Origin of the sequence: Bradyrhizobium sp. 215_C5_N1_1 (assembly GCF_052075935.1) — a bacterium.
GTDB classification, from domain to species: Bacteria; Pseudomonadota; Alphaproteobacteria; order Rhizobiales; family Xanthobacteraceae; genus Bradyrhizobium; species Bradyrhizobium barranii.
In genome coordinates this window covers 6,358,164-6,381,722 of the sequence record NZ_CP197228.1, presented here as the reverse complement: position 1 = coordinate 6,381,722, position 23,559 = coordinate 6,358,164, and the positions used below count along the sequence as shown (strand labels likewise).

Genomic DNA, 23,559 nt, shown 5'->3' with positions numbered 1-23,559 from the left:
GCTAGGAATTCGGGTGGGTCAGCTCGCAGCCAGTTCGGCCGGAAGCCGGAATTCGATGTTTTCCTCGCGGCCCGGCAGCACCGAGACCTTGACTGGTCCGATCCGCCGCATCGCTTCGATCACGTCATCCACGAGTACCTCAGGCGCCGAAGCGCCGGCCGTGACGCCGACGGTCTTGGCATCTTTCAACCACTCCGGATTGAGCGCGCTGCCGTCGGCAATCAAATAACTCGCGACGCCGGCCTCAGTGCCGATTTCGCGGAGCCGGTTCGAGTTCGAGCTATTGGCAGCGCCCACCACCAAGATCACGTCGACCAGCTTGCTCAAGTCCCTTACCGCAGATTGGCGGTTCTGTGTCGCATAGCAGATATCCCGGATATCCGGGCCTTGAATATCTGTAAAGCGGGCCTGGAGGGCCGCAATAATGTCCTTGGTGTCGTCGACCGACAGGGTGGTCTGGGTGATGTAGGCCACTGGCGTATCCGCCTGCAGCGTCAAGGCCTTAACCTCTTCAACGCTTTGGACAAGCAGCACCGGGGCGGGAACCTGGCCCATCGTGCCCTCGACCTCGGGGTGGCCGGCATGGCCGATCAGGATCAGGGTGCGGCCCCTGGAGATGTAGCGTTTCCCCTGATTGTGAACTTTCGTGACCAGGGGGCAGGTGGCATTGAGCACCGGAAGGTCGCGCGCGGCAGCCTCTTCCTCGACGCTGCGGGCGACGCCATGGGCACTGAAAACGGTCACGGCTTTCGGCGGAACCTCGGACAGTTCCTCGACGAAGATCGCGCCCTTGTTCTTCAGGCTCTCGACCACGTACTTGTTGTGCACGATCTCGTGGCGCACGTAGACGGGCGGGCCGTACTTCTCCAGCGCCCGTTCCACGATCTCGATCGCACGCACCACGCCCGCGCAAAAGCCGCGCGGCTGCGCTAGATAAACTTCCATAGGACGCCCATCACGCAATTTGCACCAATCCGCTTCTCAAGTCCCCGGCGGCACTTCGATACTGTCCAATGAGTTGCAATAACCGCACCATTGGTTTCGCGCACGCGGTAACCGCCCACCCTATCTGGGCCCCGGCGCATGGAGGCACAGCACTTTGTGTCAAAAAATCGGCAAAAAGGAAAGACCGGATGAAACCCTGGTTCCGTTACCGTGCGCATCCGCGGTATTATAATAGGGCATGCGCTCTGAGCAAAATGGCGACATTTGTGCTCACCGCTTCGCCACTTTCCCGCCTCAAGTCACCGGCTATACCGACCGCCCCGCATGATTTTGCCTAGGTCTGTCGCCGTTTACCTCGAACCTTCGTGCGGCGAGAACCACTCAAAACAGCAATAGGTTTCGCCGGGGAACTCCGATAAACAGCGGGCGTTTCCGGCAAGCTGTTAACCGCAGAAAGAAAAGATGCTGCAAAGCGTAGTCGTTGCCATCGTCAGGGCCTGCACCCGGTTTGCCTCCCTCGTCGTCGTTCTCGGGCTCCTGCTTTCGGTCGGGGCGGGCTATTACACGTCTAAGCATTTCGCCATCAACACCGACATCAATTCGCTGATTGCCCAGAATTTGGACTGGCGCCAGCGCGACCAGCAATTCGACCGTGCCTTCGACCGCGACGCGACGATTCTCGCGGTCGTCGAGGCCAGGACGCCGGAGATGGCGACCGCGGCGGCGGATGCGCTCTTCGCCAAGCTGAAGGACAACAAGACCGACTTCCAGTCGATGCAGCAGCTCGGCACCGGCGAGTTCTTTGAGAAGAACGGCTTGCTGTTCCTGCCGACCGAAGAGGTCGGCAAGATCACCAGCCAGTTCGAATCCGCAGCGCCCCTGGTCGAGATCATGGCCGGTGATCCCTCGATCCGCGGCCTGACCGGCGCGCTGGAGACGGGACTTGCCGGCGTCAAGCGCGGCCAGGTCAAGCTCGACAATACCGCGCGGCCCTTCAATCAGATCGCGCAGACCGTCGAGACCGTGCTCAACAAGGGCAAAGCGAGCTTCTCCTGGCGTGAGCTCGTCAGCGACGAGCCGCTGACGGATTCCGATAAGCGCGCCTTCATCGAGTTCAAGCCGATCCTGGACTACAACGCGCTGGAGCCCGGCAAGGGCGCCACCGACGCGATCCGCAAGGCGGCAGTTGATCTGGATTTTGCGAACAAGTACCAGGCACGAGTGCGACTGACCGGTCCCGTCCCGATCGCCAACGAGGAATACGCCACCGTCCAGGAGGGCGCCGTCGTCAACGGCGTCGGGACTGTGCTGGTCGTGCTGCTCATCCTGTGGATGGCGCTGCACTCGTCGAAGATCATTTTCGCGGTGTTCGTCAATCTCTTCGTCGGCCTTGCGCTGACGACCGCTGCCGGCCTGATGATGGTCGGCTCGTTCAATTTGCTGTCGATCGCGTTCGCCGTGCTGTTCGTGGGACTGGGCGTCGATTTTGGTATCCAGTACAGCGTCCGCTACCGCTCGGAGCGCTACAAGCACAACGATCTCTCCGGCGCGCTGGTGCTTGCCGCCAAGCGCTCCGCGGTGCCGCTGTCGCTGGCGGCAATGGCGACCGCCGCCGGCTTCCTCTGTTTCCTGCCCACCGATTACAAGGGCATCTCCGAGCTCGGCCAGATCGCCGGCGTCGGCATGCTGGTGGCGTTCCTCTCCAGCATCACCGTACTGCCCGCAATGCTGAAGCTGTTGAACCCGCCCGGTGAGCAGGAGCCCGTCGGTTATGCCTTCCTGGCGCCGCTCGATTACTTTCTGGAGAAGCACCGTGTGCTGGTCGTGGGCGGCACGTTGCTGCTGGCGCTCGCCGGCCTGCCGCTGCTCTACTTCCTGAAGTTCGACTTCAACCCGATGAACCTGCGCAACCCGAAGGCCGAGTCGATCGCGACCTTCCTCGATTTGCGCAAGGATCCGAACACCGGCGCCAATGCCATCAACGTGATGACCACGTCCGAGGAGCAGGCGAGGCAGGTCGAGGCGAAGCTGGAGAAGGTGCCGGAGGTGCTGCGCGTGATGTCGCTCGACAGCTTCGTGCCGACCGACCAGGCGCCAAAGCTGAAGCTGCTCGCGCAGGGCGCCAAGGTGCTCAACCCCGCGCTCAATCCTGACCAGGTCGACGCTGCGCCAACGGACAAGGAAAACGTCGAGGCGTTGAAATCCTCGGTCGACAATCTGCGCCGGACCGCCGGTGACACGAAGGGCCCGGGCGCCGTCGCCTCGCGCCGGCTGGCGGACGCGCTCGAAAAGCTCGCCAATGGCGACGAGGCCACGCGGAACACGGCGCAGGACGTGTTCGTCACGCCGCTGAAGATCGCGTTCGGCCAGCTCAGGAACGCGATGCAGGCCGGGCCGGTCACCCTGGCCTCACTGCCCCCCGAGCTCGTCAGCGCCTGGAAGAGCAAGGACGGGATCATCCGCGTCGAGGCGCAGCCGAAGGGCGATCCCAACGACAACGACACGCTGCGCAAATTTGCGGCGGCGGTGCTCGCGGCCGAGCCGACCGCGATCGGCGGGCCGGTCTCGATCCTGAAATCCGGTGACACCGTGGTGAAGGCGTTCATCCACGCCGGCATCTACGCGCTGCTGGTGATCGGCCTGTTGCTTTGGATCACGCTGCGGCGGTTCGTCGACGTGCTGATGACGCTGGTGCCGCTGCTGGTCGCCGGCGCGGTGACGCTCGAAATCTGCGTGTTGATCGGGCTGCCGCTCAACTTCGCCAACATCGTCGCGTTCCCGCTGCTGCTCGGCGTCGGCGTCGCCTTCAAGATCTATTATGTCGTGGCCTGGCGCTCGGGCAGGACAAACCTGCTCCAGACCAGCCTGACACGCGCGATCTTTTTCAGCGCGCTGACGACGGCGACCGCGTTCGGTAGCCTGTGGCTGTCGAGCCACCCCGGAACGTCCAGCATGGGCAAGCTACTCGCACTCTCGCTGGTGACGACGCTTGCCGCAGTGCTGCTGTTCCAGCCGGCCCTAATGGGCAAACCCCGCAATCTCAGGGAGTAGGCAGATGTCGCCGACCGGGTCGGCGGCGTTCTTCTGACCGGGCTTGGCGGTGGTAGCGGTCTTCTGGGCTGCGGGGGCAGGGGCCGGCGCTGTGGCGCTGGCGCCGGTCGTGCCGCCTGTTGTCGGGCCGCCTGTGGTGCCGCCGTTGTTGCCTTGGGCTTTCGGCGCCGCGCCGGTGGGCTTCGGTGCGCCCTTGGCCATGGCGTTGGCGGTGCTCAAAGGAATCGGCGGGGCGACGCGGGTCCAGGTCTCGCCGCCGCAGAGGAAGCCCATCACGCAGCCCTTGATTTCGAGCTGGTCGGTGCCGACGGTCGTGATGGTTGCGCTGTAGAGCTGGCCGTCCTTGGCGTTGTAGACCTGCCCTTCCCACTGATCGACGCCGGGCTTCTTCTTCATGTCGATCAGGGTCGCCATGCCCAGCGTCGGCCTGGTCTTTTTCGACGGATCCGGATTGTATTCATCGCGGCCGCCGGGCTGTTTTTCCCAGGAAACCGCGCCCCACATGCTGCCATTGCATTGGGCGACACGAATGTTGGCGACGGCGTCGGCGACCCGCCAGTCGCCGGTGGGATCGGCGGCGAGCGCGGGTGTCAGGCAGGTGTAACCACCAGCCAGTATTAGTCCGGTGTAAAGGGCTAAACGCATGATAGTTCCTTGGCAGTGCAACATGGTTTAAAGCTGTGCTTGCGAAGATGGTCCGAAAAAGGGCAAAAGGCCGCACAGACCGTTTTCGGTAACGGTCCCTTTTCAGTTGACGAGCCGGCCCTCAAGCGAAGTATGTAGCGGATGCACAGCCCAAATCCAGACATGTCTCAGCTATTCGCGGACCGTCAGGCCCAGCGCAGCACCCTGCATAATCGGTATCTGAACGAGCAGTTCGTTCGGGTTCTCAAGACCATCGGCTACGATGTCGGCTTCCAGAAGGGGCAGGGGCAGTACCTCTACGATCGCGAGGGGGCGCGCTATCTCGACCTGTTGTCCGGCTTTGGCGTGTTCGCGATCGGGCGCAATCACCCTGTCATGCGCGAGGCGCTCAAGAGCGTGCTCGATGCCGACCTGCCCAATCTGGTCCAGTTCGACGTCTCGGTGCTTGCCGGCGTGCTCGCCGAGCGGCTGCTGAAATACGTCCCCTATCTCGACAAGGCGTTCTTCGCCAATTCCGGCGCCGAATGCGTCGAAGCCGCGATCAAATTCGCCCGCGGCGCCACCGGCCGTCCCGGCATCGTCTATTGCGCCCACGGCTATCATGGCCTGACCTACGGCGCGCTGTCGCTAACGGGTGATTCGAACTTCCGTACCGGCTTCGAGCCGCTGCTGCCCGGCTGCACCTCGATTCCGTTCAACGACCTCGCCGCGCTCGAAAAGGCGCTGGCCTCGCGCGAGGTTGCGGCCTTCGTCGTCGAGCCGATCCAGGGCAAGGGCGTCAACATGCCCACCGACGAGTTCCTGCCGGGCGCTGCCGCGCTCTGCAAGAAATACGGCACGCTGTTCGTCGCCGACGAGATCCAGACCGGCATGGGCCGCACCGGCCGCTTCCTGGCGGTCGAGCACTGGAACGTCGAGCCCGACATGGTGCTGCTGTCGAAGTCGCTGTCCGGCGGCCACGTGCCGGTCGGCGCCGTGCTGACGCGCAAGAGCATCTTCGACAAGATCTTCAACCAGATGGACCGCGCCGTGGTGCACGGCTCCACCTTCTCCAAGAACGATCTGGCGATGGCCGCGGGCATCGCGACGCTCGACGTCATGGAGTCCGAGAAGCTGATCGAGTCCGCCGCCAAGCGCGGCGCCGAGCTGCGCCTCGCGCTGACGCGCATGGTGCCAGGCTACGAGCTGATGAAGGAAGTGCGCGGCAAGGGCCTGATGATCGGCGTCGAGTTCGGCCCGCCGAAGTCGCTGCGGCTGCGGGCGTCCTGGAACGTGCTGGAAGCTGCCAACAAGGGCCTGTTCTGCCAGCTCATCACCGTGCCGCTGTTCAAGGACCACAAGATCCTCACGCAAGTCGCCGGTCACGGCAGCCACACCATCAAGCTGCTGCCGCCGCTCACCATCACCGAGGAAGATTGCGGCTGGATCGAGCGCGCCTTCGACGACGTCATCGCCGGCAGCCACAAGGTCCCCGGCGCGATCTGGTCGCTCGGCAAGACGCTGGTGGACAACGCGGTGCGGCGGTCGGCGTAAATTCGCCGATCTATCTCAGCGGTCGTCATTGCGAGCGAAGCGAAGCAATCCAGTATCCCTCTGCGGATGCGGGCTGGATTGCTTCGCTCCGCCAGCTACCCCTCCACATTCGCCTTCATCGCCGCCTCGAACTTGTCGACGAATTCGGCGAGCTCGTCGGCGCCGATATCGCTGACGGCCCAGAAGTTCAGGCCGCGATTGCCCCAGCGGCGGCAGTTGAAGCCCTGCATGGTCTCGGTCTTCGGCGCGCGATATTCCGCGTTCGATGTCTGCGATACGAACAAATTGATCACGTGCTGCCGGCGCTTGTAAACGACGGCGCCGATGGCGCGGGCGTCGATATAGTCGAGCCGGCCGCCGACCAGCGTGAAGCCTTGCGCGGTGAGATCGATCACGGGCGGGGCGACGTCGAGCTTGCCGTTGAACCACGGCTTCACGGTGTGCTGGTCGGTGGAGACCACGTCGATGAGATGGCCGGCCTGAAGCGAGCGCAGATGCGCGGAGACGACCTCCGACAGGATGCGCTGCTGGTCGTCCTGGCGCAGCACCACGGCGACGACGCCGGAGGCGGCGAGCGCGGAGACGGCCGAGCCCATCGCAAAGCCGCGCAGCACGGAGCGGCGGGTCGGTTGCCGGCGCTGCGGCTGCGGCAGCGCGGCTTCGATCCGGGCGCGCAGGCTAGCCGGCGCGGCATAGCGCAAATCGGTGTCGGCGAGCACGCGCTGCATCTCGCGTTGTGCGGCAAACTCCGCGGCGCAGTCCGGGCAACTGGCAATGTGGGCTTCGACCTCGCGCGCGTGGCCGGCATCGAGCTCGTTGTCGAGCAGCGCGTGAAGCAGGATTTTTGCTTCGTCGCAGGTCATCTCGAGTGCTCCTCTTCCGCCGTCCAGGCCGCGCGCAGCATGGCGCGGGCGCGGGCGAGGCGGGACATCACGGTGCCGACGGGGGCGCCGACGGCCTCGGCGATTTCACGATAGGACAGGTTGTTGATCTCCCGCAGCACGAATGTTTCCTTGAACGGTTCGGCGAGCGCGTCGATCAACTTGCGGATGGCGCCGGCATCGCGGCTGCGCAGCACCTCGGTCTCGGGGCTCGCCTCGCTCTCCTGCCAGATCGGCGTCTGCTCGGCGGCGCCGGGCGTATCCTCGATCGCGCTGGGCCTGTGCGCGCGCCGCGCGTATTCTGCGTTGCAGACGTTGCGCAGGATCGCGAACAGCCAGGGCTTCATCGCCGGCCCGCGATAGCTGTCAAAATGCTTCAGCGCGCGCAAATAGCACTCCTGCACCGCATCCTCGGCGTCGGAGGCATCGCGCAGCAGATAGCGCGCGAGCGTGTAGACGTCGTCGAGATAGGGCAGCGCGGCTTCACGGAAGCGCTGCGCCTTCTGCAAATCGTCGTTGGCGGGCATCGCTCCTCGCTTTGCCTCTTGTTCTGCGCGTCGCGTTGTTTCGTCCCTGTTTGTTTCGTCTCCGTGTGTGACGGAAGGCACACGAGCCCGGCCGGCGTGGGACCACCGGCCGGGCAAGACGTTGATGCCTTGGTTTGAGACGTTACTCAACCTTGATCATCCCCGTCATGTGCGGGTGCAACGAACAAAAATATTTGTAGTCGCCCGCATTGGTGAAGGTGAACGAGAACTTGTCGTCGGTGTCCAGGGCCTTGGACCTGAACTTGCCGGCCGACACCACGGTGTGCGGGATGTCGTCCCGGTTGGTCCAGGTCACGGTGGTGCCGAGCTTGATCTTCAACTCGGCCGGCTGGAAAACGAAATTGTCGATATGCACTTCCATGTCGTCGGCACGGGCCGTCGTTGCGGGCAACAGGATGGCCGCGACCACGGCGACACCGAAGTCGCGGCGATTGAGTGTTTTCATTGTCAGCTTCCGTTCAGCCTTTTTCCGTTCAATCTTGGATCAACCCTGCAGCGGCGTGTCGATGATCGCGAGCCGCTGCTCGTTCTGCTTGAAGTTGATGCTGGCGACGCCGAGCATGCCGCGCAGCTTTGCGTCCTCGACCTTCATCGGTCCGGGCGAGGGCGCGGTCCCCGGCGCGGGCTGCGGGAACGCAGTCGAGCGCGCGGTGTGGAAAGTGACGTTGCCCTCGACCTTCTGCATCACCTGATGGATATGTCCGTTCAGCACGGTGACGGAGCCGAAGCCCTTGACGTATTCGAGCGCGCGACCGCCGTCCTCGGTGCCCCAGCCCCATTCGGGATAGACCGTCCAGAGCGGGATATGCGCGAACAGCACGATCGGTGTCGATTTCGACTTGCCGCGCAGATCGTCCTCGAGCCAGGCGAGTTGCTCGGCGCCGAGATTGCCGAGACCGCCGCCCTTGAGGTCGACGACGTTGACGAGGCCGATGAAGTGTACGCCGCCGGCGTCGAACGAATACCAGCCTGCACCCTTGGTGCCGCGGCCGTAACGCTCGCGATAGAATTTCACCTCCTCGTCGAGAAAGTCATGCTCGCCAGGCACGTAGTGCACGTCGAGCTTGCTCTGCGAGATGATGCGGTCGGCATTGTCGAACTCGGCGGCCTTCGACAGGTGCGTGATGTCGCCGGTGTGGATCATGAAGGAGGGTTTTGCCGGCATTGCGTTGATCTTGTTGATGGCCTCCTCCAGCGTGCCGAGCGCGTTGGGGTTTGCCGGCTTGTCGAAGCCGACATGGCTGTCGCTGATCTGGAGGAAGGTCATGCCGGGCGCGGCTGCCGTGGCGGCCTGCGCGGAATCGATGATGCCGAGCGAGCGCGGCACGCCGCCCGTGATGGTCCAGAGCACCCCGGTGCCGGCCCAGGTCATGCATTCCAGCACCTTGCGGCGGCTGACGCCGTCCCCGTGATCGTGTCCGCTCATCGCACGTCTCCACTTCGCCCGGAATTGGGCTTCGGGGAGGTGATTGGGGGCGGAGGAGACTTATTCCCGGATGCGATGACGTTTTCGTGAGGTGGTAGGGTCTCGTGTCCCGGACGCGGTGCAGCGCCCAAGAGCGGGTTCACGCGCGTCTTCGACGCGTTATGGCGGTGCGCCGCAGAGCCGGGACCCACGCGGCTCGGATTGTCTGGGCCGGGCTCTGCGCAGCAGCGTTGCACGCTGCAGCGCGTCCGGGGCGCGAGACTTATTTCGCGAATTCCCGCACGGCCTCCACCACGCGTTCCGGCACTTCCTGCGCCACGCAGTGCCCGGCGCCCTCGAAGACCAGTGTGCTGACGCGCGGAATCAGCGACACGGCGCGTCGCGCCATCTCCTTGTAGATCGGCCCCGACTTCGCGGCGGTGGTGACGCGCACCGGGCAGTCGATCTCGGTGAGCGAGACAAACGGATTGCCGCGGGCATCGCCGACATAGACCTGCTCCATCGCCTCGTAGATCGGACGCAGGATTGCGAATTCGATCTCGGGCGTGCAGCAAAGCCGAACCCGGCCATTCTCCAGCGGCACGAAGCCGTGGCGCACATAGGCCCGCAGCGATGGTTCGGTCCAATCGGCAAACGCCGGCGCTGTGCGGTAGCGCTCGAACACGGTGTCGGCACTGTCGAATTCGGCCCGCCGGCGCAGCGTGCCCTGGACGCGGGTGAGCGAGTCTTCGCTCAAGCCTCCGGGCCGCGCCGCGCGCGGGTCCATCACGGTCGGCTCCATCACGAACAGGCGCGTGAAGCGTCCTGGCCGAAGTTTCGTCGCGAGCAGGAGATCGGTCGCGCCGGCGCTGTGGCCGATGCCGTAGACGTCGCGCAGATCGAGCGCATCGATCACCCGGCAGACATCCTCGGCATAATCAAGGAAATGATAGGCATCGGGCTTGTGGCTCGCGCCGTGGCCGCGGCGGTCGAGCGCGTAAACGGTGCAGGTCGATGCAAGCTCGCGCGCGACCTCGTCCCAGACGTCGGCGACGAAACCGGTGCCGTGCACGAGCAGCGCGGGCGGCCTCCCGCTCTCGCCCCATTGCAGCATCGCGATCTGCGCGTCAGTGGGGCCAATGGAGAAGCGATGTGGATTGATCATGGGGACGGGACGCTACTTCGCGTCCTCCAAAATCATCGTCGCGCCCTTCTCGGCGATCATCGCTGTCGGCGTATTGGTATTGCCTGACGTTATCGTCGGCATGATCGACGCGTCGATAATGCGCAGGCCGCTCAGGCCGTAGAAACGCAGCCGCTCGTCCACCACCGCCATCGGATCATTCGCCGCGCCCATCTTTGCGGTGCCGACGGGATGGAAGATGGTGGTGCCGATGTCGCCGGCGGCCTTGGCGAGCGAGGCATCGTCGTCGCCGACGGTGGGACCGGGCAGATATTCGCTCGGGCGATATTTCGCGAGCGCCTTCTGCCGCATCAGTCGCCGCGTGGTCCGGATGGCGTCGGCGCCGACCTGGCGGTCGTCGTCGGTCGACAGATAGTTCGGCGCGATGATCGGCTTCTCGTCCAAGCTCGCCGAGCGCAGCCGCACCGTGCCGCGCGAGGTCGGCTGCAGATTGCAGGCGCTCACGGTGATCGCGGGGAAGCAGTGCAGGGGATCGCCGAACTTGTCGAGCGACAGCGGCTGCACGTGGAACTGGATGTTGGCGCGGGCGCGCGTCGCGTCGGAGCGGGTGAAGATGCCGAGCTGCGACGGCGCCATGGTCAGCGGTCCGCGGCGGCGGAAGGCGTAGTCGAGCCCCATCAGGCCACGGCGGAACAGATTGTAGTAGGTCTCGTTCAGCGTGCGCACACCCTCGACCTTGTAGATCGCGCGCTGCTGGAGATGGTCCTGAAGGTTGCGGCCGACGCCGGGCTTGTCCATCACGATGTCGATGCCGAGCGGCGACAGCCAGTCGGCGGGACCGATGCCGGAGCGATGCAGCACCTGCACTGAGCCGATGGAGCCTGCCGAGAGGATCACCTCGCGCTTCGCGCGCGCCTCGATGACCTCGCCATTCTGGATGAAGCGTACGCCGACGGCGCGGCCCTGCTCGATGATGAGACGATCGACCAGCACGTTCTTCTCGAGCCGCAGATTTTGGCGGTTCAGTGCGGGCTTGAGGAAGCCGCGCGCGGACGACCAGCGCCGACCGCGCTTCTGGTTGACGTGGAAATAGCTGGTGCCTTCGTTGTCGCCGGTGTTGAAATCCGGAATGCGCTTGATGCCCATCTCCTCGGCGGCGTCGCCCACGGCGTCGAGAACGGCCCATGACAGCCGCGGCGCCTCGATGCGCCAGCCGCCGCCGGCGCCGTGATGCTCGCTCGCGCCGAGGAAGTGATCTTCGAGTTTCTTGAACAGCGGCAGCACGTCGTCATAACCCCAGCCGGTCATGCCGAGCTGGCGCCAGTGGTCGTAATCAGCGGCCTGTCCGCGCATCGAGATCATGGCGTTGATCGCCGAAGAGCCGCCGATCACCTTGCCGCGGGGATAGGCCAGCGAGCGGCCATTGAGACCGGGCTCGGCCTCGGTCTTGAACATCCAGTCCGAACGCGGATTGCCGATCGCGAAGAGATAGCCGACCGGAATGTGGAACCAGATCCAGTTGTCGTCGCCGCCGGCTTCGAGAATGAGGACGCGATTCCCTGATACGGCCGAGAGGCGGTTGGCGATGATGCAGCCGGCCGTGCCGGCCCCGACGACAATGTAGTCAAACTCACCTTCGAGCCGCCTCGGCATTCTGCTTCCACCCAAACAGGCGTCATGCCCAGGCTCGTCCCGGGCATCCACGCGCTTTCCGTCCTAATAGTCAGACGTGGATGGCCAAGACAAGCTGGTGACAGGCCCGGCCATGACGAGAGCACAGGGGACCCTCGATCCACGGGAGTTAGGTGGACTGGTGCTTGCATGGTAGACAGTCCTGTATTCCCAACAAGGCTTGAGACCCTCCATGCCCATCGTGAACCGAGTCGCCGACCTCCAACCCGATATTCAGGCATGGCGCCGGGACATCCACCAGCATCCGGAGCTGCTGTACGACGTTCACCGCACCGCAGCATTCGTTGCGGACCGGCTGCGCGAGTTCGGCTGCGACGAGGTCGTGACCGGCCTCGGGCAGACCGGCGTGGTCGGCGTGATCAAGGGCAGCAAGCCGGCCGGCGATGGGCTCAAGGTGATCGGCATGCGTGCCGACATGGACGCGCTGCCCGTCGACGAGCAGACCAACCTGCCTTACGCCTCCAAGACTCCGGGCAAGATGCACGCCTGTGGCCATGACGGCCACACCGCGATGCTGCTCGGTGCGGCCCGCTACCTTGCCGAGACCCGCAACTTCGCCGGCGATGCTGTCGTAATCTTCCAGCCTGCCGAGGAAGGCGGCGCCGGCGGCGCGGCCATGGTCAAGGACGGCCTGATGGAGCGTTTCGGCATCGAGCAGGTCTACGGCATGCACAACGGCCCGGGCATTCCGATCGGCTCGTTCGCAATCCGGCCGGGCCCGATCATGGCGGCGACCGACGAGGTCGACATCATGATCGAGGGCCTCGGCGGCCACGCCGCGCGTCCGCACAAATGCGTCGATTCCGTGCTGGTCGGCGCGCAGGTGATCACCGCGCTGCAGTCAATCGTCGCCCGCAGCGTCGATCCCCTGGAATCGGCCGTGATCTCGATCTGCGAATTTCACGCCGGCAACGCCCGCAACGTCATTCCGCAGACCGCAACGCTGAGGGGCACCATCCGCACGTTGTCGCCGGAGGTGCGCAAGCTGGTCGAGAAGCGCGTGCACGAGGTGGTGGCGGGCGTGGCGCAGATCACCGGCGCCAAGATCGACCTGCACTACAAGCGCAACTACCCTGTCGTGAACAACCACGCTGCGGAGACCGAGGTGGCGCGGCGCATCGCCAGGAACGTTGCCGGCGAGGCCAATGTGCACGAGATGCCGCCGCTGATGGGCGGCGAGGATTTCGCCTACATGCTGGAAGCGCGGCCCGGCGCGTTCATCTTCTGCGGCAACGGCGACAGCGCCGGCCTGCATCACCCAGCCTACAATTTCAACGACGAGGCGATCGTGTTCGGCACGTCCTATTGGGTCAAGCTGGTCGAGGAATCGCTCGCGGCGTCTTAACGCCGCCCCCCGAACCACAAACGAAAAGGGCCCGTGCATCGCACGGGCCCTTTGTCTTTGAGGCGCGTGATCGGCTTCAGAAGATCCGCGAGAAGATCACATACAGCGTGGCCGACAGCGCGATCGCGCAGGGCAGCGTCAGCACCCAGGCCATCAGCAGGTTGCGGATGGTCGCCATCTGCAGGCCCGAGCCGTTCGCGGCCATGGTGCCGGCGACACCCGACGACAGCACGTGGGTGGTCGAGACCGGCAGGCCGAACACGTCGGCGGCGCCGATCGTGGCGGCGGCGACCAGCTCGGCGGAGGCGCCCTGTGCGTAGGTGAGATGGGTCTTGCCGATCTTCTCACCGACGGTGACGACGATGCGCTTCCAGCCGACCATGGTGCCGAGGCCGAGCGCGATGGCGACGGCGACCTTCACCCAGGTCGGGATGAACTTCGTGGCGCTATCGAGGCCGCCCTTGTAGGCGTTCAAGGTCGCGACCTCTTCCTTGTTGAGGTCGTTTTCCTTGTCCTTCATCAGGAAGCGGATCGCTTCCGAGGTCAGGTACATGTCGTTACGGGTGTTGCCGACCACTTCCGCCGGTACCTTGTTGAGCGAGCCGTACTTCGCGACCTGGTCGCCGACATCCTTCACCAGCACCGACAGCGAGGGGTAGGTGCCTTCGCTGATGTGGTGCGAGGTGATGTACTGCGTCACCGCAGGACGAGGATCGCCGATGATCGAGTGACCGGCGCCCTTGGCCGCGATCACCTTGGAGGCGGCCTCCGAGACCTTCTGGAACTGGGCGACCTGGCTCTCCGGCAGCGCGCGGTTGAGCGCGTAAGCGGTCGGCACGGTGCCGATCAGGATCAGCATGATCAGGCCCATGCCCTTCTGGCCGTCGTTCGAGCCGTGGGCGAAGCTGACGCCGGTGCAGGTTGCGATCAGCAGGCCGCGGATCCAGAGCGGCGGCGCCTTGTTGCCTTCGGGCGCGGCATAGAGCGCAGGGTTGCGCACGATGAACTTGAGCAGCAGCAGCAGCACGGCGGCGCAGATGAAACCGAACAGCGGCGACAGCAGCAGCGCGTAGCCGATCTCGGTGGCCTTGCTCCAGTCGACGCCCGAGGTGCCGTCGCGGCCGCGCATGACGGCATTGGCGATGCCGACGCCGATGATCGAGCCGATCAGCGTGTGCGAGGAGGAGGCGGGCAGGCCGAAATACCAGGTACCGAGGTTCCAGATGATCGCGGCGATCAAGAGTGCGAACACCATGGCGAAGCCGGCGCTGGAGCCGACCTGGAGGATCAGCTCGACCGGCAGCAGCGAGACGATGCCGAACGCGACCGCGCCGGAGGACAGCAGCACGCCGAGGAAGTTGAAGAAGCCCGACCACATCACCGCGAATTCAGCCGGCAGCGAATGGGTGTAGATCACGGTCGCCACCGCGTTGGCGGTGTCGTGGAAGCCGTTGACGAATTCGAAGCCGAGCGCGATCAGCAGCGCGACGAACAAGAGGATGTAGGGCAGGAAGGTCGTCACCTTCGTGCCGGTCGCGTTGACGTCGACATAGATGCTGTAGGCAACGAACAGCAGGCCTGCGGCAAGGATGCCGAAGAACAGGATCATCGTGAGCGGGTTAAAACCCTTGTCGAGATTTGGCCTGGAAGCCGGCTGGACGGGCGTCGGATCGCCTACCGCACGGTCGAATGCAACGTCTGTCATTTTTGGACGCCCCTTAACTAATTTGAAGGGGCTATTGTCCGCGATGGATTTGAAGGCTGGATGACAACTGCGTCCTAAAGTCGCTTTCCCACCAGTATTCGCCAGTATTTAGGCGGCGCGTGGGGCTTTCTTCTGCAAACTGGCGGCAATCTTCAGGTCTTCGACAAAGCGCTGATATTCCAGCACTTTGGCTTCCGGATCAGGCAGCCGCAACAGATAGGACGGGTGCACCGTCACCAGTGCCTTGCGTCCCTCGGGCATATCTATGAGCCGGCCACGGGTCTTGCCGATCGGGGTGATCTTGCCGAACACGCTCTGCGCGGCGGTGGCGCCCATTGCCACGATGAGCTCGGGCTGGATTGCCGAAACTTCCCGCTCGTACCATTGCCGGCACGCCCGGATCTCCGGCGTCGCCGGCTTCTGGTGCAGACGGATCTTTCCGCGCGGCACGAATTTGAAGTGCTTGACCGCGTTGGTGACGTAGACCTTGTTGCGGTCGACGCCGGCTTCCTGAAGCGCACGGTCGAGCATCTGGCCGGCCGGGCCGATGAAGGGGTGGCCGGCGAGGTCTTCCTTGTCGCCGGGCTGCTCGCCGACCAGCATGATGGTCGCGTCTTTCGGGCCCTCGCCGAACACGGTCTGCGTCGCGTCCTTGTAGAGCGGGCAGGCGCGGCAGTGCGCGGCCTCCTCGCGGAGCGCTTCGAGATCGTCGGCAGCCAGCTTGCGTGGCATCGGAGCCTCCGGCCGCTTCTGGGGCTTGTGCGGATCGGTTGCGGCATTGGCGATCATGGCGCCGGTCATGCGCTCGGCGTCCTCGATCAAGGGCTTAATGATCGACGCCTCGGGCAGGTTCCTCCAGTATTTCTTCGGCATCTCCGTCTGCATCGCCTTCACCTTCAGCCGCGCCGGGTTGAAGATGCTGGCGTAGTAGCGCCGCCAGGTTTCCTCGAGCCGGTCTTCGCCGGGTGCTTCGCTCTTGCTCACGCCCGACGTGAACGAGAGCGCGTGGCCATCCCAATGCGCACACAGATCGGGTGTCAGGATCGACCATGGCATGTCGGCGAAGCGCTTGGCAAAGAACGGCGCGGCAAGCTCGACGATGTAATGCTCCGGCTCGAACCAGGCGACGTAATGCGCCGCGCGCTCGCGGCCGATCTCGCGGAAGCGCACGAAGGCATGCATCTTGTGCTCGTCGCGATGGACTGCTCTTGCCATGGCGGTGACTTGCGCGACATCAGGATTGGTCGCGACCTCGATGAGATCGTGATTGTCCTTCAATCGCCAGAGCAGGCGATAGAGGATCGCAAAGCGCTCGCCGTCGCGATGCAGGATCGCGGCCTTGGCGAGATCGACGAATTTTGCCGAGACGTTAAAGGTGCTGTCGTTCACCTCAAATATCGGAGACGGGGAGGGCGGTGCAAACAGCTCGGCTTCGCCGCCTTGTACGGTCCAGGTGACATCGGTTGGCTGCACATGATGCAGCACGAGGCTACGCGCGGCTTTGCGCCAGCCGTCGAAATCGGTTTCGGTGTCGAGGGTGATGTACTGCATCAGAAGCCAAACCCCAATTGTGTTGCCTTCGGCTTGAACCGTTCGATCAGCCGCGCCTCGTCGAGGCGATGCGGCGCGGGCCGGTGATCGCTGAGGACGATGAATGGCAGCGCCTTGTTGCGGGGCACATGCAGCCGCGCGAGATCGGAGAGGCGGATCGTGGTGGTGCGCCGCGTCGCGATGATGCGTTCGACCGCCTTGGTGCCGAAGCCCGGCACGCGCAACAGCTCCTCGCGGCTGGCGCGGTTGACGTCGAGCGGGAAGCGGTCGCGATGGCGCAGCGCCCAGGCGAGCTTCGGATCGATGTCGAGCGGCAGCATCGCGCTGTCGTCAACGATCTCCGCAACGTCGAAACCGTAGAACCGCATCAGCCAGTCGGCCTGGTAAAGCCGGTGCTCGCGCAGCAGCGGCGGCTGTACCAGAGGCAAAGCGCGGCTGGCATCGGGGATCGGGCTGAAGGCGGAGTAATAGACGCGCCGCAGCCGGTAGGAGCCATAGAGATTGGAGCTGGTGTGCAGGATGGTGTGATCAGAGGCCGCGTCGGCGCCGACGATCATCTGTGTGCTCTGTCCGGCGGGCGCGAAGCGCTGCGGCCTGGCCTTCGTCTTTGTGCTGCGGTTTTCCTCGGCCTCGTCGAGCTTCAGCCGCAGCCGGCCCATGGTGCGGCGGATCGCGCGCACATCCTTTTCCGGTGCGTATTGCTGCAGGCTCGTCTCCTCAGGCATCTCGATGTTGATGGAGAGGCGATCTGCATATTTGCCGGCTTCCGCGATCAGCGCGTCGTCGGCCTCGGGAATGGTCTTGAGATGGATGTAGCCGCGGAAGTGATGCTCCTCGCGCAGTTTGCGCGCGACGCTGACCACCTGCTCCATGGTGTAGTCGGGGCTGCGGATGATGCCGGAGGAGAGAAACAGGCCCTCGATGTAATTGCGCCGGTAGAAGTCGAGCGTGAGCTTGACCACTTCGTCGATGGTGAAGCGGGCACGCGGCACGTTGGAGGAGGCGCGGTTGACGCAATAAAGGCAGTCGTAATTGCAGGCGTTGGTCAGGAGCACTTTGAGCAGCGAGATGCAGCGTCCGTCCGGCGCGTAGGAATGGCAGATGCCCATGCCCGGCGCGGTCGAGCCCATGCCCTTGCCATCGCTGGAATCCCGCTTCTCGGTGCCGCTGGAGGCGCACGACGCGTCGTATTTGGCGGCATCAGCCAGAATCTCCAGCTTGCGTTGTACGTCCATCGTGGAATCCCTTTGATTCAGCTTACGAATCCGGATGAGCACCAATTCGATTGACTCCCCGGCCGCTGTTAGCTTTATATTAGAACATATCATGAACAAATGAGCCAGCCGTAGGTTCTTATTTTTGAGAACCTCGGCAATCACCTCTGAAGGAGCGGCGTATATGAGCGGCGCACGGATGAACGCGCTTGCGACCTTGCGCGGCCAGATCGAGCGCATCGAGACGGCGGAGGTCGTGCATCAGCACGATCGCGTCGCGCTCGGCCACGACGAGGTCGACAGCGCGCTGAAGGGCGGGCTCGCGCGCGCGGTGATCCACGAGGTGTTTTGCGAGGGCCGGCAGGGAACCGCCGCGACGGGTTTTGTCATGGGGCTTGCGGGGCGTGTCTCGCGGCGCCGGCCGCTGCTGTGGGTGCGGCAGGATTTTTCGGAACTCGAGACCGGCGCGCTGTCGATGAGCGGGCTTGCCGAGATCGGTCTCGATCCGCGCCGCGTGGTGATGGTGCGCGCCGCCGATGTCGAGAGCGCGTTGCGGACCTCGGCCGATGCGCTCGCCTGCGACGCGCTTGGCGCCGTTGTGCTCGAGCTCTGGGGTGAGACGCGGCAGTTCGATCTCGTGGCGAGCCGCAAGCTGACACTGGCCGCGCAAGGCTCCGGTGTCACCGGCCTGATGTTGCGGATGGCCGCGCAGCCGCTGCCCTCGACCGCGGAGACGCGGTGGATGTTGCGCGCGGCGCATTCGCCGCCGGGCCCGGCATGGAGCTCCTGGGGCGCGCCGCGCTTCGATGCCGAACTCTTGCGCAATCGTCATGGCCCGTGCGGCCGGTGGATCATGGAATGGAAATGTGATGAGTGCCAGTTCTCTGAACCGTCGACGTATCCTCAGCCTGTGGCTGCCGCGCCTGCCCATCGATCGGATTCAGCGGTTCTTCGGCGCGCTGGGTAAGACCAATGATCCGAGCATCGTTGTCATCAAGGACAACAATGCGCTGGTGATCCATGCGCTGGACGAAGCCGCCGAGCGCCTCGGCTTGCACATCGGCCAGCCCCTGGCCAATGCACGGGCGATGTGTCCGGACTTGAAAGTGTTCGACGCCGATGTCGTGGCCGATGCGAAGACGCTCAGCGACGTCGCCGACTGGTGCGACCGCTTCACGCCGCTGGTGGCGCTCGATCCGCCGTACGGGCTGTTTCTGGACATCACCGGCTGCGCGCATCTGTTCGGCGGCGAGGCTGCGTTGTTGCAGACCTTCGTCCGCGCGCTCGCCCGTCAGGGTTTTGCCGTCAGCGCGGCGATCGCCGGCACCTCGGTCTGTGCGCGCACGCTGACGCGGCAGGCCTCCGGCACCATCGTCGCCGATGGCGGGGAGGCGGCGGCGATCAGCCGGCTGCCGGTATCCGCGCTTGGTGCGGGCGAGGCCATCACCACTGGTCTGCGCCGCGCCGGCCTGAAAACCATCGGCGATGTCGCCTCGCGCGAGCCGCATGAGATCACGGCGCGGTTCGGCGCGCGGTTCTCCACGCTGCTCGCGCATGCGCAGGGGCATGGCGATGCCCCGATCAATCCGCGCAAACCGCTGCCGGATTATATCGTGGAGAAGCGCTTTGCCGAACCGATCGCCACCGACACCATGATCGCGCTGACGCTGTCGCGGCTCGCCGACACGCTGATCGCGTCCATGGAGAAGCAGGGCAAGGGCGCGCGGCGCCTGGAAGCCGCCTTCTTTCGTACCGACGGCGTGGTGCGCGCGATCATGGTCGAGACCGGGCGGCCGGTGACGCAAAGCAAAGTCATCGACCGGCTGTTTCGCGAACGTCTCGATGCGCTCGCCGATCCGCTGGATCCCGGCTTTGGTTTCGACATGGTGCGGCTGTCGGCGAGCCGCACCGAGATCGTGGTGCAGGAGCAGCGCGATCTCGACGCCCATGTCCATGACAATGACGAGCTCGCCGCGCTGATCGACCGCATCGCCGCGCGCATCGGCGGAAAGCGCGTCGTCGTGCATTTGCCTGAGGATACCCATATCCCCGAATGTGCGGTGCTGGCCGCGCCTGCCCAGCACCATCTCGCCGTGGCCATGCAGGCCGAATGGCCGGCGCGCGCCGAGAGCGAGCCGCCGCTGCGCCCCCTGCGGCTGTTCGACAGACCGGAGCCGATCAAGGTGCCGTTCGCGACCGTGCCGGACGGCCCGCCGCATCAGTTCACCTGGCGGCGTGCGCTGCATGCGGTGGTGCGGGTGGAAGGGCCCGAGCGCATCGCGATGGAATGGTGGCGGCAGGACGGCAAGCAATTGACGCGGGATTATTTCCGCATCGAGGATGCCGAAGGCCTGCGCTTCTGGATCTTTCGCGACGGTCTTTACGAAGGAGAGGTGTTCGACGACGAAGGCAAACCCATTCCCCCCAACTGGTATGTGCACGGTCTCTTCGCATGACCACGCCCGCTTATGCCGAGATCGGCATCACCACCAACTTCTCCTTCCTGCGCGGCGGCTCGGATCCGCGCGCCTATGTGCATCAGGCGAGCATCCTCGGCATTCCCGTGATCGGCATTGCCGACCACAACACGCTCGCCGGCGTGGTGCGCGCCTACAAGGAGCTCGACAATGACAAGGTGCTGCACAAGCCGAAATTGCTGATCGGCGCGCGCATCGTCTTCATCGACGGCACGCCCGACATTTTTGTCTATCCGCGCGACCGCGCCGCCTATGGCCGGCTGTGCCAGCTCCTCACCAGAGGCAAGCGCGGCGACGACATCACGCGGATCGAGAAGGGCGAATGCCATCTCTCTTTTGCCGACCTTCTTGAGTTTTCCGAGGGCCAGCTCCTGATCCTGACGCTGCCGCATCGCTTCGAGCCCGCGCAGGCGCTGGATGTTCTCGCCAAGCTTAAGGACAGCCGCGCCGAGGGCGTGTGGCTGGCGGCGAGCCTGGTCTATCGCGGCGACGACCGCCGCCGCCTGGCGCGGCTCGATGATCTCGCCGCCAAAGCAAACGTGCCGCTGCTCGCGACCAACGAGGTGCTCTATCACGATCCCGGCCGCCGTCCGCTCCAGGACGTGCTCACCTGCATCCGGGAAAAAACCACGATCGAGGCGGTCGGAAGGAAGCTCGAAGCCAACGCCGAGCGCTTCCTGAAGACGCCACGCGAAATGTCGCGGCTGTTCCGCGATTTTCCCGAGGCGATCGCGGAGACCATGCGCTTTGCGGGCAAGATCGATTTCACGCTCGACCAGCTCAAATACCAGTATCCGGACGAACCGGTGCCGCGGGGCAAGACCGCGCAAGAGCATCTGGAGGATCTGACCTGGGCCGGCGTCGACAAATATTTCGGCGGCAAGATCGATGACAAGCTGCGCACGACCCTGAAGAAAGAGCTCGCGCTGATCGCCGAGCTGAAATACGCGCACTACTTCCTCACCGTGCACGACATCGTACATTATGCGCGCAGCCAGAACATCCTGTGCCAGGGGCGGGGATCGGCGGCGAACTCAGCGGTCTGCTACGTGCTCGGCATCACCTCGGTCAATCCGACCAGCGTCGATCTCCTGTTCGAGCGCTTCATCTCCAAGGAGCGGCTGGAGCCGCCTGACATCGACGTCGATTTCGAGCATTCGCGGCGCGAGGAGGTGATGCAATATGTCTATCGCCGCTACGGCCGCCACCGCGCCGCGATCATCGCCACCGTGATCCATTACCGTCCACGCAGCGCCATTCGCGACGTCGGCAAGGCGCTGGGCCTGACCGAGGACGTCACCGCCGCGCTCGCCGACACCGTCTGGGGAAGCTGGGGCAAGGGCCTCAACGACATGCAGGTCAGGCAGGCCGGGCTCGATCCCAGCAATCCCATGATCAACCTCGCGGTCGAGCTTGCGACCGAGCTGATCGAATTCCCGCGTCATCTCTCCCAGCATGTCGGCGGCTATGTGCTCACCCAGGACCGGCTCGACACCTATGTGCCGATCGGCAACGCCGCGATGGACGAACGCACCTTCATCGAGTGGGACAAGGACGACGTCGACGCGCTCAACATGATGAAGGTCGACGTGCTCGCGCTGGGCATGCTGACCTGCATCCGGAAATGTTTTGATTTGATCGACCACCACAAGGGCAAGCGCTGGGTTCTGGCGAGTGTCCCTCAGGACGATCCCAAGGTTTACGACATGCTGTGTGCTGGGGAATCCCTCGGCGTGTTCCAGGTCGAGAGCCGCGCCCAGATGAACATGTTGCCGCGGTTGAAGCCGCGGACCTTCTACGACCTTGTCATCGAAGTCGCGATCGTGCGGCCCGGACCGATCCAGGGCGACATGGTGCATCCGTATCTGCGACGGCGGAACGGCCAGGAAAAGGTGAGTTATCCCTCGCCATCACCCGAACACGGTCCCGCGGACGAACTCTACAAGGTGCTGCACAAGACGAAAGGCGTGCCCTTGTTCCAGGAGCAAGCCATGCGCATCGCGATCGAGGCGGCAAAATTCACCTCCGAGGAGGCTAACGGCCTGCGCCGCTCGATGGCGACCTTCCGCAATGTCGGCACCATCGGCCAGTACGAGGAGAAGCTGATCGGCAACATGGTCGCGCGCGGCTACGATCCCAACTTCGCCAGAAGCTGCTTTGACCAGATCAAGGGCTTTGGCTCCTACGGTTTTCCAGAGAGCCATGCCGCGAGCTTTGCTCAGCTCGTCTACATCTCGTCATGGCTGAAATATCATCACCCCGATGTGTTCTGTTGCGGCCTGTTGAACTCGCAGCCCATGGGCTTTTACGCGCCCGCGCAGATCGTCGGCGACGCCCGCAAGAATGGCGTCGAGGTGCGCGACATCGACGTGTCCTGCAGTTTTGCGCAGAATACGCTGGAGAATATGGACGACGGATATTGCGCCGTGCGTCTGGGTTTTCGCCAGATCGACGGCTTCCACTGGCTCGATCCGGATGAGGAGGAGCTTAAGAGGCAGCAGGCTGAGCGGCAGGGCAAGGTCTATGTCACTCAGGAAGACTGGGCCGACCGCATTATCAAGGCTCGCGACCGCCAGCGGTTCACCTCGCTCGAAGACTTCGCCCGCGACACCGGCCTGCCCAAGCGTGCGCTGATCCTGCTCGCGGATGCCGACGCCTTCCGCTCGCTCGGCCTCGACCGCCGCGAGGCGCTGTGGCAGGTGCGGCGGCTGCCCGACGACGTGCCGCTGCCGCTGTTCGAGGCCGCGACCGCGCGCGAGCAGCCGGACGAGCATGCAAAACCGTTGCCGGAGATGCCGCTGGCCGAGCAGGTGGTCGCGGACTACCAGACTATCCGGTTATCGCTGAAGGGCCATCCGATGGAGTTTTTGCGCGAGATGTTTTCGCGCGAGCGTGTCGTGGCCTGCAGGGACATCAGCCATGAGAACGAGCGGCGCCGCGTCCGCTGCGCCGGCGTGGTGCTGGTGCGGCAGCGGCCGGGCAGCGCCAGCGGCGTCGTGTTCATGACGCTGGAGGACGAGACCGGCATCGCCAATGTCGTGGTGTGGCCCAAGATCATGGAGCAGTACCGCAAGGAAGTGATGGGCGCACGCCTCATCCTGGTCGAGGGCTATATCCAGAGCAGCCCCGAAAAGGTGACGCATCTCATCGCCCAGCGCATGGTCGACCGCTCGCACGATCTGGTCGGCCTCGCCAACGACGCGCTGAGCCGCAAGCATCCGGTGCCGGCAGGCGCCGACCTGATCGAGCCCCTCAACGACGATCCCCGGGCCCACGCGGATATGCCGGCGCAAAAAATCCGCCACCCCCGCAACGTCCGCATCCTGCCGCCATCGCGGGATTTCCATTGAAGATGTGACGCAGAATGCTGCCACACCGTCATTGCGAGCGCAGCGAAGCAATCCAGACTGCCGCCCGTGGAAA

The 23,559-nt window shown here is 64.5% G+C and carries 17 protein-coding genes; 6 read left to right on the top strand and 11 right to left on the bottom strand.

Annotated features, from left to right (window positions below; all coding sequences use genetic code 11):
* Window positions 1-18: 18 nt before the first annotated feature.
* Window positions 19-945: a 4-hydroxy-3-methylbut-2-enyl diphosphate reductase gene (gene ispH / locus AB7G19_RS30720; RefSeq protein ID WP_063984631.1), complete on the bottom strand. Its 927-nt coding sequence runs from the start codon at window positions 943-945 to the stop codon at window positions 19-21.
* Between the two features lie 462 nt (window positions 946-1,407).
* On the opposite strand from ispH, the gene AB7G19_RS30715 reads away from it, so the two are divergent.
* Window positions 1,408-3,996, top strand: a complete 2,589-nt coding sequence (locus AB7G19_RS30715; RefSeq protein WP_085403885.1) for an MMPL family transporter — start codon at window positions 1,408-1,410, stop codon at window positions 3,994-3,996.
* Here the strand turns inward: AB7G19_RS30715 and AB7G19_RS30710 are convergent.
* Complete coding sequence (locus tag AB7G19_RS30710) at window positions 3,964-4,641, bottom strand: DUF2147 domain-containing protein (protein WP_085403884.1); 678 nt, start codon at window positions 4,639-4,641, stop codon at window positions 3,964-3,966. The genes AB7G19_RS30715 and AB7G19_RS30710 overlap by 33 nt on opposite strands.
* A 141-nt stretch (window positions 4,642-4,782) precedes the next feature.
* On the opposite strand from AB7G19_RS30710, the gene hpnO reads away from it, so the two are divergent.
* The gene (hpnO, locus tag AB7G19_RS30705; protein ID WP_028146959.1) at window positions 4,783-6,174 is read left to right on the top strand and encodes an aminobacteriohopanetriol synthase HpnO; all 1,392 of its coding nucleotides are present in this window, start codon (window positions 4,783-4,785) and stop codon (window positions 6,172-6,174) included.
* A gap of 95 nt (window positions 6,175-6,269) precedes the next feature.
* On the opposite strand, the gene AB7G19_RS30700 is transcribed toward hpnO, so the two are convergent.
* From AB7G19_RS30700 to AB7G19_RS30675, 6 genes are all read right to left on the bottom strand, one after another.
* Window positions 6,270-7,037: an anti-sigma factor family protein gene (locus AB7G19_RS30700; protein ID WP_085403883.1), complete on the bottom strand. Its 768-nt coding sequence runs from the start codon at window positions 7,035-7,037 to the stop codon at window positions 6,270-6,272.
* The gene (locus AB7G19_RS30695; RefSeq protein WP_028146963.1) at window positions 7,034-7,582 is read right to left on the bottom strand and encodes a sigma-70 family RNA polymerase sigma factor; all 549 of its coding nucleotides are present in this window, start codon (window positions 7,580-7,582) and stop codon (window positions 7,034-7,036) included. The genes AB7G19_RS30700 and AB7G19_RS30695 overlap by 4 nt, the downstream gene beginning before the upstream one ends.
* Before the next feature lie 142 nt (window positions 7,583-7,724).
* Window positions 7,725-8,048, bottom strand: a complete 324-nt coding sequence (locus tag AB7G19_RS30690; protein ID WP_028146964.1) for a cupredoxin domain-containing protein — start codon at window positions 8,046-8,048, stop codon at window positions 7,725-7,727.
* Window positions 8,049-8,087: 39 nt separating this feature from the next.
* Window positions 8,088-9,029 (bottom strand): metallophosphoesterase family protein, encoded by a 942-nt coding sequence (locus tag AB7G19_RS30685; protein ID WP_085403881.1) that lies wholly within the window; start codon window positions 9,027-9,029, stop codon window positions 8,088-8,090.
* A 262-nt stretch (window positions 9,030-9,291) separates the two neighbouring features.
* The gene (locus tag AB7G19_RS30680; protein ID WP_085403880.1) at window positions 9,292-10,173 is read right to left on the bottom strand and encodes an alpha/beta fold hydrolase; all 882 of its coding nucleotides are present in this window, start codon (window positions 10,171-10,173) and stop codon (window positions 9,292-9,294) included.
* A gap of 12 nt (window positions 10,174-10,185) precedes the next feature.
* Window positions 10,186-11,805 carry a GMC family oxidoreductase gene (locus AB7G19_RS30675; protein ID WP_085403879.1) on the bottom strand — a complete coding sequence of 540 codons (1,620 nt, stop codon included), beginning with the start codon at window positions 11,803-11,805 and terminating at the stop codon, window positions 10,186-10,188.
* A gap of 211 nt (window positions 11,806-12,016) precedes the next feature.
* On the opposite strand from AB7G19_RS30675, the gene AB7G19_RS30670 reads away from it, so the two are divergent.
* Window positions 12,017-13,189, top strand: coding sequence for a M20 aminoacylase family protein (locus AB7G19_RS30670; protein WP_085403878.1), 1,173 nt, complete (start codon window positions 12,017-12,019; stop codon window positions 13,187-13,189).
* A 76-nt stretch (window positions 13,190-13,265) separates the two neighbouring features.
* Here AB7G19_RS30670 and AB7G19_RS30665 read toward each other — a convergent pair whose 3' ends face one another.
* From AB7G19_RS30665 to AB7G19_RS30655, 3 genes are all read right to left on the bottom strand, one after another.
* On the bottom strand, window positions 13,266-14,894 hold the full coding sequence (locus AB7G19_RS30665; protein ID WP_028146969.1) for an inorganic phosphate transporter: 1,629 nt from the start codon (window positions 14,892-14,894) through the stop codon (window positions 13,266-13,268).
* A 108-nt stretch (window positions 14,895-15,002) separates the two neighbouring features.
* Window positions 15,003-16,445 (bottom strand): UdgX family uracil-DNA binding protein, encoded by a 1,443-nt coding sequence (locus tag AB7G19_RS30660; RefSeq protein WP_085403877.1) that lies wholly within the window; start codon window positions 16,443-16,445, stop codon window positions 15,003-15,005.
* On the bottom strand, window positions 16,445-17,680 hold the full coding sequence (locus AB7G19_RS30655; protein ID WP_085403876.1) for a putative DNA modification/repair radical SAM protein: 1,236 nt from the start codon (window positions 17,678-17,680) through the stop codon (window positions 16,445-16,447). The genes AB7G19_RS30660 and AB7G19_RS30655 overlap by 1 nt, the downstream gene beginning before the upstream one ends.
* 163 nt (window positions 17,681-17,843) lie before the next feature.
* Here AB7G19_RS30655 and AB7G19_RS30650 point away from each other — a divergent pair, with 163 nt between their 5' ends.
* The 3 genes from AB7G19_RS30650 to AB7G19_RS30640 are packed head-to-tail and all read left to right on the top strand — an operon-like array spanning window position 17,844 to window position 23,486.
* The gene (locus AB7G19_RS30650) at window positions 17,844-18,626 is read left to right on the top strand and encodes an ImuA family protein (protein ID WP_085403875.1); all 783 of its coding nucleotides are present in this window, start codon (window positions 17,844-17,846) and stop codon (window positions 18,624-18,626) included.
* On the top strand, window positions 18,529-20,115 hold the full coding sequence (locus tag AB7G19_RS30645; RefSeq protein WP_085403874.1) for a Y-family DNA polymerase: 1,587 nt from the start codon (window positions 18,529-18,531) through the stop codon (window positions 20,113-20,115). Before AB7G19_RS30650 ends, AB7G19_RS30645 begins: the two co-directional genes overlap by 98 nt.
* The gene (locus AB7G19_RS30640; protein ID WP_085403873.1) at window positions 20,112-23,486 is read left to right on the top strand and encodes an error-prone DNA polymerase; all 3,375 of its coding nucleotides are present in this window, start codon (window positions 20,112-20,114) and stop codon (window positions 23,484-23,486) included. Before AB7G19_RS30645 ends, AB7G19_RS30640 begins: the two co-directional genes overlap by 4 nt.
* Window positions 23,487-23,559 lie beyond the last annotated feature (73 nt).

Coding starts and splice junctions, on each gene's coding strand:
- hpnO (WP_028146959.1), top strand. CDS start 4,783: ATGCACAGCCCAAATCCAGACATGTCTCAGCTATTCGCGGACCGTCAG.
- AB7G19_RS30660 (WP_085403877.1), bottom strand. CDS start 16,445: ATGCAGTACATCACCCTCGACACCGAAACCGATTTCGACGGCTGGCGC.
- AB7G19_RS30695 (WP_028146963.1), bottom strand. CDS start 7,582: ATGCCCGCCAACGACGATTTGCAGAAGGCGCAGCGCTTCCGTGAAGCC.
- AB7G19_RS30640 (WP_085403873.1), top strand. CDS start 20,112: ATGACCACGCCCGCTTATGCCGAGATCGGCATCACCACCAACTTCTCC.
- AB7G19_RS30700 (WP_085403883.1), bottom strand. CDS start 7,037: ATGACCTGCGACGAAGCAAAAATCCTGCTTCACGCGCTGCTCGACAAC.
- AB7G19_RS30650 (WP_085403875.1), top strand. CDS start 17,844: ATGAGCGGCGCACGGATGAACGCGCTTGCGACCTTGCGCGGCCAGATC.
- AB7G19_RS30655 (WP_085403876.1), bottom strand. CDS start 17,680: ATGGACGTACAACGCAAGCTGGAGATTCTGGCTGATGCCGCCAAATAC.
- AB7G19_RS30710 (WP_085403884.1), bottom strand. CDS start 4,641: ATGCGTTTAGCCCTTTACACCGGACTAATACTGGCTGGTGGTTACACC.
- AB7G19_RS30690 (WP_028146964.1), bottom strand. CDS start 8,048: ATGAAAACACTCAATCGCCGCGACTTCGGTGTCGCCGTGGTCGCGGCC.
- AB7G19_RS30715 (WP_085403885.1), top strand. CDS start 1,408: ATGCTGCAAAGCGTAGTCGTTGCCATCGTCAGGGCCTGCACCCGGTTT.
- AB7G19_RS30680 (WP_085403880.1), bottom strand. CDS start 10,173: ATGATCAATCCACATCGCTTCTCCATTGGCCCCACTGACGCGCAGATC.
- ispH (WP_063984631.1), bottom strand. CDS start 945: ATGGAAGTTTATCTAGCGCAGCCGCGCGGCTTTTGCGCGGGCGTGGTG.
- AB7G19_RS30665 (WP_028146969.1), bottom strand. CDS start 14,894: ATGACAGACGTTGCATTCGACCGTGCGGTAGGCGATCCGACGCCCGTC.
- AB7G19_RS30645 (WP_085403874.1), top strand. CDS start 18,529: ATGAGTGCCAGTTCTCTGAACCGTCGACGTATCCTCAGCCTGTGGCTG.
- AB7G19_RS30670 (WP_085403878.1), top strand. CDS start 12,017: ATGCCCATCGTGAACCGAGTCGCCGACCTCCAACCCGATATTCAGGCA.
- AB7G19_RS30675 (WP_085403879.1), bottom strand. CDS start 11,805: ATGCCGAGGCGGCTCGAAGGTGAGTTTGACTACATTGTCGTCGGGGCC.
- AB7G19_RS30685 (WP_085403881.1), bottom strand. CDS start 9,029: ATGAGCGGACACGATCACGGGGACGGCGTCAGCCGCCGCAAGGTGCTG.